At 62.6% G+C, this 14,927-nt stretch carries 13 protein-coding genes; 10 read left to right on the forward strand and 3 right to left on the reverse strand.

Annotated elements, in window-relative coordinates; genetic code table 11:
• Nucleotides 1-29: 29 nt before the first annotated feature.
• Entirely contained in the window at nt 30-1,334 is a 1,305-nt protein-coding gene (locus tag QP965_RS04130; RefSeq protein ID WP_284844244.1) for a carboxylesterase family protein, read from the forward strand.
• Between the two features lie 12 nt (nt 1,335-1,346).
• Here the strand turns inward: QP965_RS04130 and idi are convergent, their stop codons facing one another.
• Both idi and QP965_RS04140 read right to left on the reverse strand, forming a co-directional pair.
• A complete protein-coding gene (gene idi, locus QP965_RS04135; protein ID WP_284844243.1) occupies nt 1,347-1,883 on the reverse strand; it encodes an isopentenyl-diphosphate Delta-isomerase in 537 nt (178 codons plus the stop codon).
• Complete coding sequence (locus tag QP965_RS04140) at nt 1,880-2,428, reverse strand: hypothetical protein (RefSeq protein ID WP_284768905.1); 549 nt, start codon at nt 2,426-2,428, stop codon at nt 1,880-1,882. The genes idi and QP965_RS04140 overlap by 4 nt, the downstream gene beginning before the upstream one ends.
• 190 nt (nt 2,429-2,618) lie before the next feature.
• Here QP965_RS04140 and QP965_RS04145 point away from each other — a divergent pair, with 190 nt between their 5' ends.
• The 4 genes from QP965_RS04145 (at nt 2,619) to QP965_RS04160 (ending at nt 8,536) form a co-directional block, all read left to right on the forward strand.
• Complete coding sequence (locus tag QP965_RS04145) at nt 2,619-4,532, forward strand: ABC transporter ATP-binding protein (protein ID WP_284844242.1); 1,914 nt, start codon at nt 2,619-2,621, stop codon at nt 4,530-4,532.
• A gap of 52 nt (nt 4,533-4,584) precedes the next feature.
• The gene (locus tag QP965_RS04150) at nt 4,585-5,715 is read left to right on the forward strand and encodes a MalY/PatB family protein (RefSeq protein WP_284844241.1); all 1,131 of its coding nucleotides are present in this window, start codon (nt 4,585-4,587) and stop codon (nt 5,713-5,715) included.
• A 202-nt stretch (nt 5,716-5,917) separates the two neighbouring features.
• Nucleotides 5,918-7,318 (forward strand): branched-chain amino acid transport system II carrier protein, encoded by a 1,401-nt coding sequence (gene brnQ / locus QP965_RS04155; RefSeq protein WP_284844240.1) that lies wholly within the window; start codon nt 5,918-5,920, stop codon nt 7,316-7,318.
• A gap of 198 nt (nt 7,319-7,516) precedes the next feature.
• Nucleotides 7,517-8,536 carry an LLM class flavin-dependent oxidoreductase gene (locus tag QP965_RS04160; protein WP_284844239.1) on the forward strand — a complete coding sequence of 340 codons (1,020 nt, stop codon included), beginning with the start codon at nt 7,517-7,519 and terminating at the stop codon, nt 8,534-8,536.
• Here QP965_RS04160 and QP965_RS04165 read toward each other — a convergent pair.
• Nucleotides 8,533-9,069 (reverse strand): hypothetical protein, encoded by a 537-nt coding sequence (locus tag QP965_RS04165; RefSeq protein WP_284844238.1) that lies wholly within the window; start codon nt 9,067-9,069, stop codon nt 8,533-8,535. The genes QP965_RS04160 and QP965_RS04165 overlap by 4 nt on opposite strands.
• A gap of 203 nt (nt 9,070-9,272) precedes the next feature.
• Here QP965_RS04165 and QP965_RS04170 point away from each other — a divergent pair, with 203 nt between their 5' ends.
• From QP965_RS04170 to QP965_RS04190, 5 genes are read left to right on the forward strand one after another with little or no spacing between them, the layout of a single operon-like run.
• Complete coding sequence (locus QP965_RS04170; RefSeq protein WP_284844237.1) at nt 9,273-10,037, forward strand: GntR family transcriptional regulator; 765 nt, start codon at nt 9,273-9,275, stop codon at nt 10,035-10,037.
• Between the two features lie 39 nt (nt 10,038-10,076).
• Nucleotides 10,077-11,657, forward strand: a complete 1,581-nt coding sequence (locus QP965_RS04175) for an ABC transporter substrate-binding protein (protein ID WP_284844236.1) — start codon at nt 10,077-10,079, stop codon at nt 11,655-11,657.
• A complete protein-coding gene (locus QP965_RS04180) occupies nt 11,654-12,622 on the forward strand; it encodes an ABC transporter permease (RefSeq protein WP_284844235.1) in 969 nt (322 codons plus the stop codon). Before QP965_RS04175 ends, QP965_RS04180 begins: the two co-directional genes overlap by 4 nt.
• Nucleotides 12,622-13,443, forward strand: a complete 822-nt coding sequence (locus QP965_RS04185; RefSeq protein WP_284844234.1) for an ABC transporter permease — start codon at nt 12,622-12,624, stop codon at nt 13,441-13,443. Before QP965_RS04180 ends, QP965_RS04185 begins: the two co-directional genes overlap by 1 nt.
• Nucleotides 13,440-14,897 (forward strand): ATP-binding cassette domain-containing protein, encoded by a 1,458-nt coding sequence (locus tag QP965_RS04190; RefSeq protein WP_284844233.1) that lies wholly within the window; start codon nt 13,440-13,442, stop codon nt 14,895-14,897. The genes QP965_RS04185 and QP965_RS04190 overlap by 4 nt, the downstream gene beginning before the upstream one ends.
• Nucleotides 14,898-14,927: the final 30 nt, after the last annotated feature.

Below are 14,927 nucleotides of genomic sequence, written 5' to 3' on the forward strand. Positions count from 1 at the left end.
TCCTACTTGCTCGCGGTAATCTGGCTGTCATGTCGAGCGCCCAGATTCCCGTTACCGTCGCCACCGCTTCCGGCCGGATCACCGGCGTGCGCCGCGATGGCCTGCACTATTTCCACTCGGTGCGCTATAGCACCATCCCCAGCCCCTACTCGCCTGCCGAGCCGCTCGAAGGCACCCGCGACCAGGATGCCCGCGAGCCGCACCCAGCAGATATTGCGCTGAGCATTACCGCGCCTGCCGATGCCGCCGAGTGCCCCGTCGTGGTCTATATTCACGGCGGCCGCTTTGAGCACGGCTCGCACGAGGATTCACGGCTAACGGGAACGAAGAATGCCCACCACGGGGTAATCCAGGTCAACGTGGGTTACCGGGTGGGCTTGGCCGGCTTTGCGCGCTTCGACGGCGACGAGGCGGACCGCTACCGCGGCATCGATGATTGTCTCTTGGCCTTGGAGTGGCTCCAGGACAATATCGAAGCCTTTGGCGGCGATAAGACCAATATCACCTTGGTGGGCCAATCCGCCGGGGCGGCGATAAGCCTGTGGCTGGCGCGCCGCGATCACTTCCGGGGCGGTTTCCGCCGCGTGCTGGCACTCTCGCCGGCATTCCCGCGCGACCGTTTTGAACACCGCGTCACCGACCTGCGCCGGACCCTAGGCGTACCGGTCACGCGTCATGCCCTGGAAAAGATGGACCCGGAATCGCTGGCCAAGGGCTATGCCAAATTCCGCAAGAAGTACCGCTTCGACGTCGCCTTGGGCCCCGCGCCACTGCGCGCCGAAGAACTAGCGGATATTCCCATCGTGGTGACCTCCACCCGCGATGAGTTCTACACCATGCCCGCGGCCCAGCGCATAGACAAAATGGCGCTGGCCGGCTTTATTACCAGCTACCTCTCGCCCAAGTTTGGGATGTCGCACGATCGTTTCAAACAGTGGCGGCAACTGGCGCACTACGTCGATCCGCAGCGGCCGATGGGCCGCCTCATCGGTGATGCCGCAGTGCGCCGCTGGACCGCCCAGGTAGCCGAGCACGCTCCGGGACCGACCTGGATGATGGAATTTACCCGCTCCGATTCGCCCGCGGTGCACTGCGCCGAGTTGGACCCGCTCTTTGGCGGCAGCGGAGACGAGGAGGCGAAGACTACGCCGGCCGGCGAGCTCAACGAGTGGTTGCGCCACTATGCCACCACAGGTGAGCCCGGATTCCCCCGCTACGGCGATGACCACCAGGTGCTGGAATTTGACCTGGATACGGGCGAGCGCCGCCTAGCCTATGCCACCTTGGACTATGTGGCCGCGGCCTTCTATAACGACGACGAGCTTGGGGTGTAGCGGGCGCCGAAATTACAACGCGGCGCGCAGCGTGCTGTCCGCGAGCTCGTCAATCATCCACGGGCTAAAGACACCGGGCATAGCATCGGCGGCGGCAAAGAGGTTTTCTGGCTCAACCCATTGGAAAGAATCGACCTCGTCGGGATTGGGCTCCCAGGCGGCGTCGGCAGCAAGCTCGACGGTATATACCGGGCAGATTTCATTTTCTACCGTGCCCGAGGAATCCACCGCGCGATAGGAAAAGTCCGGCAGGATAAGCCGCGGTGCAGATAGATCTGTCGGCGCAATGCCGAGCTCAAAGGTAGCGCGACGCAGCACCGCGTCCGTGGTCTCTTCGCCGGGTGCGGGGTGGCCACAAAAGGCATTGGTCCACACGCCGGGCCAGGTGCGCTTGCTCAGCGCACGGCGGGTGACCAGCACCTTGCCGCCGCAGGTCAGCCAGGCAGAGAAGGCAAAGTGCAGCGGAGTATCGGTGGTATGAACTTCGGCCTTGGGAGCGGTGCCGATGGCTTCACCTGCGGCAGAGGCCAAGACTACAAGTTCTGTCATAGATTAAGGTCTCCTACCCAGGTCACGTTGCCAATGTGCAAACGCGCATTCCACAGGTTGCCAGGCGTCACGTCATAGCGGTACTGCAGGTTGACCGAAGCGCCCGCGCCCAGCGGATGATCGAGTCCCGGGGGTTCTACGCCCGGGGCGGACTCCTTGTCATAGGGCAAGGAATTGATCTTGGCCCAGCCGCCATTGCCATCGGCGCGCTCCAGGGTGGGGTCATCGAAGGCGTCGACAGGCAGGGGCACGTCATTGTCGTTCTTGAGCAGGATGGTCACCACGGTGCCACCGGAGTTGCTATCGGTATACACGCCCTGCAACTCCCAGCTCACACCAAGGCCCTTATCCTCTACCGGCTCGGCCAGGTTGGAGGTAACTTCCTTATCGTCAGTGTCCTTGGCCTCGTACGGGGCCTCTTCGGAGCTGGAGACGGTGATATGGTCCCCCAGCCCGGTTTCTTCCGGCTGGAGAACGCTACATCCGGTCAGGGTCACGGCAAGTACGCTGACTACGCCCGCGCCGAGTGTGTGGGAAATTTTCACCGTGGATGGATCCTTTGCACGCGAAGATTGTTGTATTTCTGCACAAGTACCTTAGCCTAAACCTCCCTGAACTTAAGTATTTACGCTCGTAAACGCCGCATGTGGCATACTGGGCAGTCGCTTAAATCTCTCCGTCTTCTTCCCTAATTCCGCGCACTAACCGCCGTTTCGAAGTGAGTGTGGTCTACTTATGAATTCCATTTTGCGCATTACCCGCAGTGCCTCCGCCCTGTGGCCCTTTTACCTAGGCGTGCTGCTGGCTGCCACGATCACTGCGGTCGTTGCACTTGTCTCACCGTTTTTGACGCGCGAGGCCACCGATACCATCGTGGGCGCCCTGCGGAACGACGCCCCACTGGGCGATGCGCTGCGCACGGTGCTGTTACTGGCAGTGGCGCTTTTCCTTGCCGACGCCGCCAATGCCCTCTTCCGCAATATCGGCGGCTACATCGGCGATGTCATGGTCTCGCGCCTGCGCGAGATTTTGTCCACGCGCTACTTCGCCAAGCTGCTGGCTCTCCCGCAGGGCTATTACGATAACCAGGTCACCGGCACGATCATCGCCCGGCTGGACCGCTCGATTGCCAATATCACGCAGTTCGTGCAGTCCTTTGCCAATAACTTCTTCACGATGATCATCCAGACCCTCGCGGTGCTGGCCATTACCGCGTGGTATTACTGGCCGCTGGCTATCCTGCTCGCCCTGCTCTTTCCGGTCTATATGTGGCTTACCGCGCTGACTTCGAAGCGCTGGCAGAAGTTTGAGGCGGTCAAAAACGAGAATATTGACGTCGCCAACGGCCGCTTCGCGGAGGTCATCGGCCAGGTCAAGGTGACCAAGTCCTTCGTGAGCGAAACCCGCGAGCTCTCCCACTTTGCCAAGCGTTACCGCACCGTGGTCGATACCACCAAGCCGCAGTCCCGCTGGTGGCACATGATGGATACCTTCCGTGGCCTAGCCATGGCCGTTATCTTCCTGGGAATTTACGGCGTAATTTTCTGGCGCACGCTCGAGGGACATTTCTCCTTAGGCGATATGGTCATGCTGCTGCAGATGGTTTCCAGCGCGAAGCAGCCGGTCTTTATGATGAGCTGGATTGTCGATACCGCCCAGCGCGCCATCGCCGGTTCCAAGGACTACTTCAAGGTCATGGAAGAAGAGTTGGAGCCCACCGCACCGCGCGAGCTGGTTGCGGCCACCACCGGTTCACATACTCCGCAGCTCGACCTCACCCCGGTCAGCCCGCTGGAGCCCACGCCCGGCGCGCCGGTCTTCTCCTTTGATCACGTCTCCTTCGCCTACGAGGAAGGCAAGCCCGTGGTGGAAGATATTTCCTTCGCCGCCTCTGAGGGCCACAAGGTGGCGCTCGTGGGCGAGTCCGGCGGCGGTAAGTCCACGTTGGTCAACCTCTTGCTAGGCCTTTACCATCCCTCGGCCGGGCACCTGGATGTACTGGGCCATCGGGTCGACGATCTCACCGCCTCGCGCCTGCGCGCCTCGGTGGGTGTGGTCTTCCAGGAGTCCTACCTCTTTTCTGGCACCATTCGCGAGAACATCGCTTATGGCAAGCCGGGTGCCACGGAGGAGGAAATCGTGGACGTCGCCAAGCGGGCCAATGCCCATGAGTTCATCCAAGCCTTCCCGGACGGCTATGACACGGTCATTGGTGAGCGCGGTCTGAAGCTTTCCGGCGGGCAGAAGCAGCGCGTCTCCGTGGCGCGCGCCATGCTCAAGGATGCGCCCATCCTGGTCCTGGATGAGGCCACCTCGGCGCTGGATACCAAGTCCGAGCGCGCCGTGCAGGCCGGCCTCGATGAGCTGATGAAAGACCGCACCACGCTGATAATTGCCCACCGCCTATCCACCATTGCGGATGTCGATACCATCATCACCCTGGATCGCGGCCGCATTGATGAGATGGGCTCGCCGGCCGAGCTGGCACAATCCGGTGGCATTTATGCCGAGCTACTCAAGCTCACCCAATCCACCTCGGCCGCAGACCGCCGCCGGTTGAAGAAGTATGGCTTTGTCTCCGGCTCTGCCTCCGACGAGTCCGAAGACGCGGAAGAGGACTCCCGCTGGGCCGACAACGCAGATGAATAAAAGCGCATAAAAGCGCTGGGGTGGCCGCGGGCTTCGCGTTATGGTTATGGCCATGGAGTTTCCTAGCCTAGAAGAGTTGCAAGCCCGCGGAACCCGCAAGTGGACCGTCTTTGAGGAAGACGTCCTGCCGCTGTGGATCGCGGAGTCCGATTTCCCCACCGCGCCCGCCGTAAAGAAGGCGCTGGAAGACATGGTGGATAAGGAAACCTTTGGCTATACCCCATCGCCCAAGGCCTCGGGGCTGCGCGAAGCGGTGGCCAATTTCTATGACACACGCTACGGCTGGCGCCCCAACTCCGACCATATTTTCTGGATCGGCGATGTAGTGCGCGGCCTCTTGCTCGGCGTGCAGTACTTCACCCGCGAGGACTCCCCTGTGATCGTGCCGGTTCCTTCCTACCCACCGCTTTTGGAGCTGCCACGCACCGCGGGCCGCGAGAAGATCGAGACCAGCTTGGAGCTCGACGATATTGAGCGCGCCTTCCAAGCGGGCGCGGGCTCTATTTTGCTGGCCAATCCTTATAATCCGCTCGGCCGCGTGTTGGATGAGGACTACCTCACCGGCCTGGTCGAACTGGCTGAAAAGTATGACGCGCGCATCTTGGCCGATGAAATCCACGCCCCGCTGGTTTATGAGGGCCGGCATATCCCGGTAGCCTCGCTCGGCGCGGCGGCCGCGGAGCGCACCATCACGGTAACCGCGACGTCTAAGGCCTTTAATACCGCCGGGCTCAAGTGCGCGCAGATGATTTTCTCCAACGCGGCCGATGTTCAGACCTGGAACTGCCTTTCTGGCGTGGCCAAGGATGGCACGGGCACCTTGGGCGTGTTGGCCGCGGAGACCGCCTACCGCGAGTGCGGCGACTTCCTCGATGAGGAGGTGGCCTACCTGCGCGAGACTCGCGATTGGTTGGTGGAGGAGCTGCCCAAGCGCATCCCCGGCCTCAAGACCAGCAAACCGGATGCCACCTACCTGCTGTGGTTGGATTTTGCCGATACCGCTATCGGCGGCAACCCGCAGCCGGCCAAGTGGTTGCGGGAGAATGCGAAGGTAGCGCTTAATGAGGGCGATACCTTTGGCACCGGCGGCCCGGGCCATGCGCGGTTGAATTTCTCTACCTCACGCGAGATCTTAGAAGAGGCACTCGACCGCATGGAGCGTGCCTTCGCGGCTCTCGATTAATCTGGCGCGGCTGGGGCAACCATGTAGCCTGCATCACCCCCACACTTTGATTTCTCACCATGTGGGCAGTAATGTCTCATTACACGAACAGGCGCGACCCGCCACCTCGGACCGCGAGGACGATCCCCACCCCGCCACCACCCCTCGGCGGAACGGGAGCCTCATCGCATACTAGCTGTACATGGAAAATTAAGGAGCCACCATGGCTACCCCAGTTGCGTCACGCACCTCTAAGCCCGGCGCCACCATCGTAATTGCGTCGTTGATGCTGTTTTCGATGTTCTTCGGCGCCGGCAACCTTATCTTCCCACCCATGGTGGGCGTTTCGGCCGGCACCAATTTTTGGCCCGCTGTCCTCGGCTTCCTCGCCGCCGGCGTGCTCCTTCCGGTCCTAGCCATTGTCGCCGTCTCCATTTCTGGCCGCTCCGTGCGCGACCTGAGCTCCAACGGCGGCGCACTTTTCGGCCTCGTTTTTTCTGTGATGGCCTACCTTGCCATCGGCGCCTTTTACGCCCTGCCGCGCACCGGCGCCGTTTCTATGGAAACCGCCATCACCCCACTGCTGGGCTGGGAAGGAACCATGGCCAATGGCATCTTCAATGTGGTCTTTTTCCTCATCGCCCTAGCGCTGTCCTGGAAGCCGAATTCCATTATCGATACCTTGGGTAAATTCCTCACCCCGGCTTTGGTAGCGCTGTTGGTTATCCTCATTGCCTTGGCAGCTTTCAACAATCCCCGCGATCCCCAGGCCCCTACCACGGACTATGCTTCTTCCCCCATGGTCACCGGCCTTTTTGAGGGCTATAACACCATGGATGCCATTGCGGGCTTGGCCTTTTCCATCGTGATTGTTGGCTCTTTGCGCTCCAAGGGGTTTAAGACCAAAAAGTCCTTGGTTAACGGCACTATCACCGCCGCGCTCATTGCGGGCTTTTTGCTGGGCGCAATCTACCTGGGCTTGGCCTGGGTGGGCCAGACCCTGCCGAACGGCCAGTCCTATGAGTCGGGAGCGCCCCTGCTTGCCGACGCCGCCAATCTCACCATGGGCACCATCGGCCAGGCAGTCTTCTCTGCCATCGTCATCCTGGCCTGCATGACCACCGCGGTGGGCCTTATCACCTCCACGTCGGCCTTCTTCGAGATGCTCATGCCCAAGGTCAAGTACCACGTATGGGCGTGCCTGTTTACCACGCTGTCCATCCTCTTTGCCTTCCAGGGCCTGGATACGGTGCTGTCTATCGCGGTTCCGTTCATCACCTTCTTGTACCCACCGGCCATCTCCCTTATCGCTCTCACCCTGATCCAGCCGATGGTGAAAAAGTCCGTCGTCTTCTACTGGACCTACCGCCTGGCGCTGTGGGTATCGGTGCTGTGGTCGGCCCTGTCCGTCATCGCCGCCCAGGGTTGGGGCGCCGACGCACTCGATCCCCTCTTGAGCCTGGCGCCCGGCCAGTCCGTGGACTTGGGCTGGATTGTTCCTACCGCTATCGCGGCAGTCATCGGCCTCGTTGTCGATATCGCCACCAAGGCCGGCGAGAAGCACGCCGCCGCCAACCCACCGACGGAAGAAACGGCCGAGGCAGAGGCCCTCGCAGAGGCCTAGTCGCCCTCCGCTTCCTCCACACTCCCCTCCCTCTCCGCACTGCACCGCAGCGCCGAGGCGGAGGGGAGATTTCTATGTGCCTACCGTTCTCCACTCCACACTGCCGTATCGCCCCCGACCGGAATAGTCGGGTGGCGCGTACCGTTGGAAGGAGAGAACTTATAGAGCATTTACCGAAGCAAAGGAAGGCCCTCCACCGTGACCGAACGCGCGCATCTTTCCGTCTTGGACTTCTGCACCATCTATGAGGGCGAAACTCCAGCACAGTCCATCGCCCGCTCCGTGCAATTGGCACAGGAAGCAGAGAAACTGGGCTACTCCCGCATGTGGTACACCGAGCACCACAATATGAAGTCCATCATGTCCTCTTCCCCGGCCGTGCTCATCGCCCACATCGGTGCGAAGACCGAGCGCATCCGCTTGGGCTCCGGCGGCGTGATGCTGCCCAACCACTCCCCTTATGTCATCGCCGAGCAATTCGGCACCTTGGAGGAGATGTACCCCGAGCGCATTGACTTGGGCGTGGGCCGCGCCCCCGGTACGGACATGAATACCCTGGGCCGCGCGCTGCGCCGTGACGCCCACTCTGCCGAGCGCTTCCCCGAGGACGTCAAGGAGCTCAACTCCTACCTCGAGGGCAAGTCCTATATCCCAGGAGTCAGTGCCATTCCAGGCGCGAATACCCACGTGCCTATCTATATTTTGGGCTCGTCCATGTTCGGCGCCTCGCTGGCCGCCAAGCTCGGCCTGCCTTATGCCTTTGCCTCCCACTTCGCCCCGCAGCACCTCGAGCAGGCCACCACCTACTACCGCGAGCACTTCCAGCCCTCCGAGCGCTTTAGCAAGCCCTATGTCATCGCCGGCGTCAACGTCACCGCCGCCGATACCACCCAAGAGGCACAGGAAGAATACGAGCGCGTGTGCTTCAACCGCGTCAAGGCCTTCGCCGGCCGCGGCAAGCACCTCACCGATGAGCAGGTAGAGCAGATCATCGGCTCCTACCAGGGCCAGCAGATCCTAGACATGCTGAAGTACTCCGCTGTCGGCACCGCCGATGAGGTGGCCAACTACCTCGAGACCTTCCAAGAGCACGCCCAGGCTGATGAGCTCATGGTGTCGCTGCAGTCCAGCTCGCACGAAGAGGTACTCAAGAATATGCAGCTGCTCGCGCAGGGCTGGCAGCTCAATCCGGCACGCGTAGCTGGCACCCCGAGCTAGTCTTCGGCCCGCACCTGACCTAGGTGGTCAATGGGAACGCCGGGAAACCGTTCCCGGAGCTTCCCCTCAAGTTCCCGCGGGCCCAGGTTCGCCTGCTCCGGCAGGCGGGCCGAATACCGTTGGGCCTCGTCCAAGGTAGAAACGCGCACCCCGCCTGGAATCAGGGCAAGGAAATTCTGATCCGGCCCGAGCGAATAGAACTGCACGCGCTCTAGCTCAGAGGCGGCGAAACTGGTCCGCTGGTGGGGCAAGGAAATCTCCTCGCCGATCCGCAGCACCGGACGCGCCCGGCGCCGCACGGAGGCCACCACCGCCAGCATGGCGCACATCGCCCCGCCTAGGGGCATGAGCGCGGCAATGAGATAAACGGAGTGCAGGCGCGAATCGGCCGGTTCTTGCAACGCCGAGTAGATAAGCACCCCACCGATTACTAGCAGCGCGACGGCAATAAGGACCGCCACCGCTACCGCCCTGCCTAGGCGCGCGCTGCCGCTGGCCGCGCGTATTTCAATCGTTTCGGTGCTCTCGTCCACGGACACTTAGCCTAGCGTGCTCGCTTAGCATCTCGGTGCTGGTCGGACGGCGCGTGGCCTTTTCCTTTGCCTTCCCCTTGGCCGGGCGGGGGAGCACATGCTCGGTAGCTTTGTTGCATTAGCGCGCCTTTGCAAAATGGAATAACATTACTGTGTTTCGCTCCGCTGGGAAAGGCCCCGGAGAAACTAAGGACAAAGGTTGAATGAGCCCACGCGATAAACAGCAGCATAAGAAGATCGCTGATTACCTGCGAGAACAGATCAGCTCCGGCGTGCTGCAACCAGGCGATTTCCTGCCTAGTGAAGCAGACTTGTGCGAGAAGTTTTCTTCCTCCCGCGGCCCCGTGCGCCAAGCCGTTGCGGCTTTGCGGGCCGAAGGGCTAGTGTCCTCAGGTCGCGGGCGCCGCTCCACTGTTTTGGCCTCCACCCAGGCAGAGCTTTTTGAATCGATTTACTCCATTTCCAGCTGGCTGAGCGAATATGACGTGGATCCGCAGCAGCACACCCTGTGGCTGGCTCGCCGCCGCGCGCCGCGAGACATCACCCGCTTTCTGCGCGTAGACCCAGAACAAAATGTCGTCTTTGTCCACCGCGTACGCTATACCGAAGACCACCCCATTGCCATCGAGCGCATGTATTTCCCCATGGTGGTGGGAAAGCACATCCTGGACTTCGATGCAGATGCCGGATCCATTCATGCGCACCTGCGCGATTGCGGCGTGGACTTTGATAATGTGCGCCGCGAACTCACGTTGGAAGAAGCCAATGCGGAGGACGCTGAAGCGCTTGGCGTGGCTACGGGTACCCCGCTGTGGCGGCTGCAGATGGAGATTTCCAACCACTCCGGCGAGCCGGTGGAATTGGCGGTCTACCTCTACCGCGCGGACCGCATGAAGCTGGCGATGAATAGCGTGCGCGGGGGCGTTTCACCCCTAGAAGTTATCCCCACTCCGGGAAATTTTGCATAAGTTTCACGGCAGCTATACCCACCGGCTACCCTGCTTTCTATGAGAAGTTTTCGCGCCAGTAGGGCGCTGGGCAGCCTCGCCATGGCGGCCGCTGTAGGAACCCTCTCGGCGTGTTCCGCGGGCCATACCGCGGTGGTCGATACCACCCAGGCAGGCAGCGACGCCGCACCTTCTGCCCTCACCGTGGCTTCCACTTCTGCGGCCACCTCGCTGGATTTCACCACCACCGGTGGCGCCGCCATCCCCGCCGTGCTTATGGACAACGTGTACGAGACCCTCGTGCGCATCGATGAGGACGGCTCCATTACCCCAGGGCTTGCCACTTCGTGGGATATCAGCGATGATGCCCGCACCTATACTTTCCACCTGCGCAAGGGCGTTATCTTTTCCAATGGCGATGCCTTTAACGCTGAGACCGCCGCCTTTTCCATTAACTACGTGCGCGAGAAGTGGACTAACGGCATCGCCGCCGCCATGGATCCGGTAGACACGGCCACGGCAGTAGACGATCACACGCTCAAGGTGCGCCTCAAGCAGCCGTCCAATGGCTGGCTGTGGTCCATGGGGACGGCCACCGGCGCGATGATGACGCCACACGGCATGGATAACCTCGCCGCCCAGCCGGTGGGAACCGGCCCCTATGAGGTTTCCCGCTTTGCCCCCTCGGAATTCGTAGAGCTGCACGTTCGCGACGGTTATTGGGGAAAGCCCGCCGCACAGGATGTCACGGTGCGCTATTTCCCGGATACCATCTCCTCGGTCAATGCGCTGCAGGCCGGCGGCGTGGACGTGGTCTGGGGCGTGCAGAACCCGGAGCTTCTTGACGACGTCAAAGACGGCATCGCTACCAAGGTCGGCACCACCAATGGTGAGGTGCTGTTGTCCATGAATAATGCCCGCGCGCCTTTTGACGATCCGCGGGTGCGCCAAGCGGTGGCCTATGCCGTAGACCGCTCGGCGGCCAATGACATTTTGTGGAATGGGATGGCCAAGGACACCGGCGGCGCACCGATCCCGCCTACGGATCCGTGGTTCGAGGACAAGCACTACTACGACTACGACCCAGATAAGGCCCGCCAGCTGCTCGCGGAGGCCGGCGCGGAAGGCGCCGAAATTACGCTGACTACACCGACGCTGCCCTACGCCCAGACCGTCGCCGAGCTGCTGTACTCGCAGCTTACTGAGGTTGGTTTTAAGGTGACGCTGGAATCCGCCGAGTTCCCGGCCGTGTGGCTAGGCCAGGTGATGGGAGCCAAGGACTATCAGATGTCGCTCATCTCCCACGTGGAGCCGCGCGATGTGCCCACCTTGTTCGGCGATCCGGATTATTACCTCAACTACGATTCCCCGCGCACCCGTGTGCTTTTGGCCCAGGCCGATTCCGCACCTGAGAAGGATTATCCCAAGCTCATGGCGCAGGCCGTGGACCAGATCATGGCTGATGCGGGCGCGCTGACGCTCATGAATATGCCCAATATCGTGCTCACCCGCGCCGGCGTGCGCGGGCTTCACCCAGATCAAGTCACCGACGCGCTCATCCTGCGCGACCTGACCTCTGCCGCTGCGGACGTGGACGCTAAAACCACCGCCGCAGATAACACCGAAAAGGAGGCCCGATGAGTTCCCTTCACACCACAGGGCGCGCCATCGCGCGCCCGCTGCTGCGCTTCGCGTTGACGCTCTTTATAGCCTCCATCATCATTTTTGCGCTCATGCGCGCGGTGCCGGGCAACCCGGCGCGGGTGGCGCTGGGGGTGAATGCGACCGAAGAGGCCGTCGGCAAGCTGAGCTCCGATCTGGGGCTGGACCGCCCGCTGCTTACGCAGTATTGGGAGTGGGTAAAGGGCCTATTTACCGGCAATTTTGGGCAGTCTTTGTCCTCGCAGCAGGATATTACGCCGCTGGTATTGGACCGCGCCCAGGTCACGCTCATCCTCATTGGCCTGGCGATGCTGCTTGCACTGGCCGGGGCTATCCCGGTGGGCATGTGGCTGGCGCTGCGCAACCGTAGCCGCGGCGCGGATGTGGTGTCGGCCGGCACGCAGCTGGGCATTGCGGTGCCAAGCTTCCTCCTCGGCATCATCCTTGTGGCCATCTTTGCCGTCCATCTGGGCTGGCTGCCGGCCAATGGGTGGGTGCCGCCGAACCAGGGGGCGGGCGAGTTTATCCGCCACCTTATTTTGCCGGTCATTGCGCTGGCCGTGGTGCAGGGCGCAATGCTGACGCGCTACGTGCGCTCGGCGGTGCTTGATGTGCTGCATCAGGACTATATCCGCACCGCCCGTGCACTCGGCCAGTCACCGTGGGAGGCGCTCAAGCGCCATGGCCTGCGCAATGCGGCGCTGCCGGTGCTCACCGTGGCGGGCGTGCAGCTGACCACGATGGTGGTGGGTGCGGTGGTGATCGAATCCGTCTTTGTCATCCCCGGTATTGGTTCCATGCTGTTGGATGCGGTATCGGTGCGCGATCTGACTACGGTGCAAACCCTGGTCATGCTCCTCGTTGCCTTCGCCTTGGTGGTCAATGCCTTAACGGATGTGGCCTACCGATTCATCGATCCGCGCATCACGGCAGGTGAGAAATAATGAAGCTGCGTTTTTCTGGCTGGCTGGGTGCCTTCCTCGTCGTTGCCACGGTGCTGGTGGCTCTGGTTTCGCTGGTGTGGACGCCGTATGACCCGACGCTCGCGCACCCGGATGTGCGCCTTGCCGGTCCCAGCGCCGAGCATCTCCTAGGCACGGACCGCTTTGGGCGCGATACCGCCTCCCGCATCATGGCGGGCGCCCAGATTACGGTCTTTGTCGGGCTTATTGCGGTGGGCATCGCCGCCCTCGTGGGCGTGCCCTTGGGCATCCTGGCCGGCATGCGCCGCGGCACATGGGTAGATGCCCTGGTGATGCGCGGCGCGGATCTGTTGCTGGCCTTCCCCGCGCTGTTGTTGGCGATTATTGCCGGCGCGGTGTGGGGCCCTTCGACGCTGACTGCCATGGTTGCCATCGGCATCGCCGGCATTCCCTCCTTCGCCCGCGTGGCGCGTTCGGGCACGCTGCAGGTTATCACGCAGGACTTTATTTCCTCCGCGCGCATTTCCGCGGTGCCGGGTTGGAAGGTGGCGCTGCGCCATATCCTTCCCAACCTCACCGGGCTGCTCATCGTGCAGGCCTCCGTCTACTTCGCCCTTGCCATCCTGGCCGAGGCCGGCCTTTCTTACCTCGGCCTGGGCACTGCCCCGCCGGCGGCCTCTTGGGGCCGGATGCTGCAAGATTCCCAGTCGCTGCTGGGCACCGCTCCCCTGCAGGCCTTCTGGCCGGGGCTGGCCATTGCTGCCACAGTGCTGGGCTTTAACCTGCTTGGCGACGCCCTCCGTGACCTCCTCGATCCCCGCCTGAAAGGATCCGCGCGATGAGCCTGCTCCACGTAGATGACCTGACGGTTACCGCCACCGGGTCCACCACTGCCCTGCTAGGCCCCATCAATATTGAGCTCGCGGCCGGCGAGAAGCTCGGCATCATTGGTGAATCCGGCTCCGGCAAGTCCCTCACGGCGCTATCTATCATGGGCCTTCTGCCCGATGGGGTGCGGGCGAGCGGCTCCGTGACCGTGGATGGGACCGAGGTGATCGGCGCGCGCGATGCCCGCATTCGCCCCTTGCGCGGGTCCACCATGGCGATGGTCTTCCAAGAGCCGATGAGCGCGCTGGATCCGCTCATGCGCATAGGCACCCAGCTCTCCCAGGCCGGGGTGCGCGATTGCGCGGCCGCGCTCGACGAGGTGGACCTAGCCGCCGATGTCGCCTCCCGCTTTCCGCATCAGCTCTCCGGCGGGCAGCGCCAGCGCGTGCTCGTCGCCATGGCCATGGCCGGGCGCCCCGACCTCCTCATCTGCGATGAACCAACCACTGCGCTGGATGCCACCACCCAGGACGGCGTGCTGCGCGTTATCGAGCGGGTGACCAAGGCCCACGGCACTGCTCTGATCTTTATCACCCATGACCTGGGCGTCATTCGCCGCATGTGCCCCAATGTCCTCGTCATGCACCAGGGCGCGGTGGTGGAATCCGGCCCCACCGAGCGCGTGCTTGCCCAACCCGAGCATCCCTATACCCGCACGCTCATCGCTTCCTCGCGGCCGCCGGAGCTGAGCCTTTCTCCTGCCACGGCGGAGGAGGATGCGCTGGTGACGCTACGCGGGGTCAGCAAGGTCCACGCCGCACATACCGCACTGGATGGCATCGACCTGCGCGTGCACCACGGCGAGCGCCTCGGCATCGTGGGCGGCTCCGGCTCGGGCAAGACCAGCCTGCTCAAGCTCATCGCTAGGCTCGACCAGCCCACGAGCGGTGACATCGACGTCCGCGGCCGCGTGCAGATGGTCTTCCAAGACCCGCAGGGCTCGCTTAACCCGCGGCTGAAAGTCTGGAAATCCATCGCAGAGGCCATCCCCGGCAGTCCCAGCAAGGCCGACAAGCGCGCTCGCGCCGCGGCCGCGCTTGAGGAGGTCGGCCTGCCGGCCGAGAGCCTCGATCGCTTCCCGCACGAGTTCTCCGGTGGCCAGCGCCAACGCATTTCCATCGCCCGCGCACTGTGCGGCGAGCCGGATATCTTGCTGGCCGATGAAGCTGTCTCTGCCCTCGATATGTCGGTGCGCGCCCAGGTGCTGGAGCTATTGGCGGGGGTCATCGCCAAGCGCAAGCTGACCCTGCTCTTTGTCACCCACGATCTCGCGGTGGTGCGCCACCTATGCGATAGCGTCGCGGTCCTGGACCGCGGCCGGCTCATCGAGCACGGAGCGACCGACTCCGTATGGTCCTCGCCCAGCACGGACTACACGCGCCGGCTCATCGCGGCCGCCGACATGTAAAGCGGGTGGCTTCGGGCGTAAGGTAGTCGG

It is taken from the genome of Corynebacterium sp. MSK074 (genome assembly GCF_030229735.1).
Taxonomy (GTDB): domain Bacteria; phylum Actinomycetota; class Actinomycetes; order Mycobacteriales; family Mycobacteriaceae; genus Corynebacterium.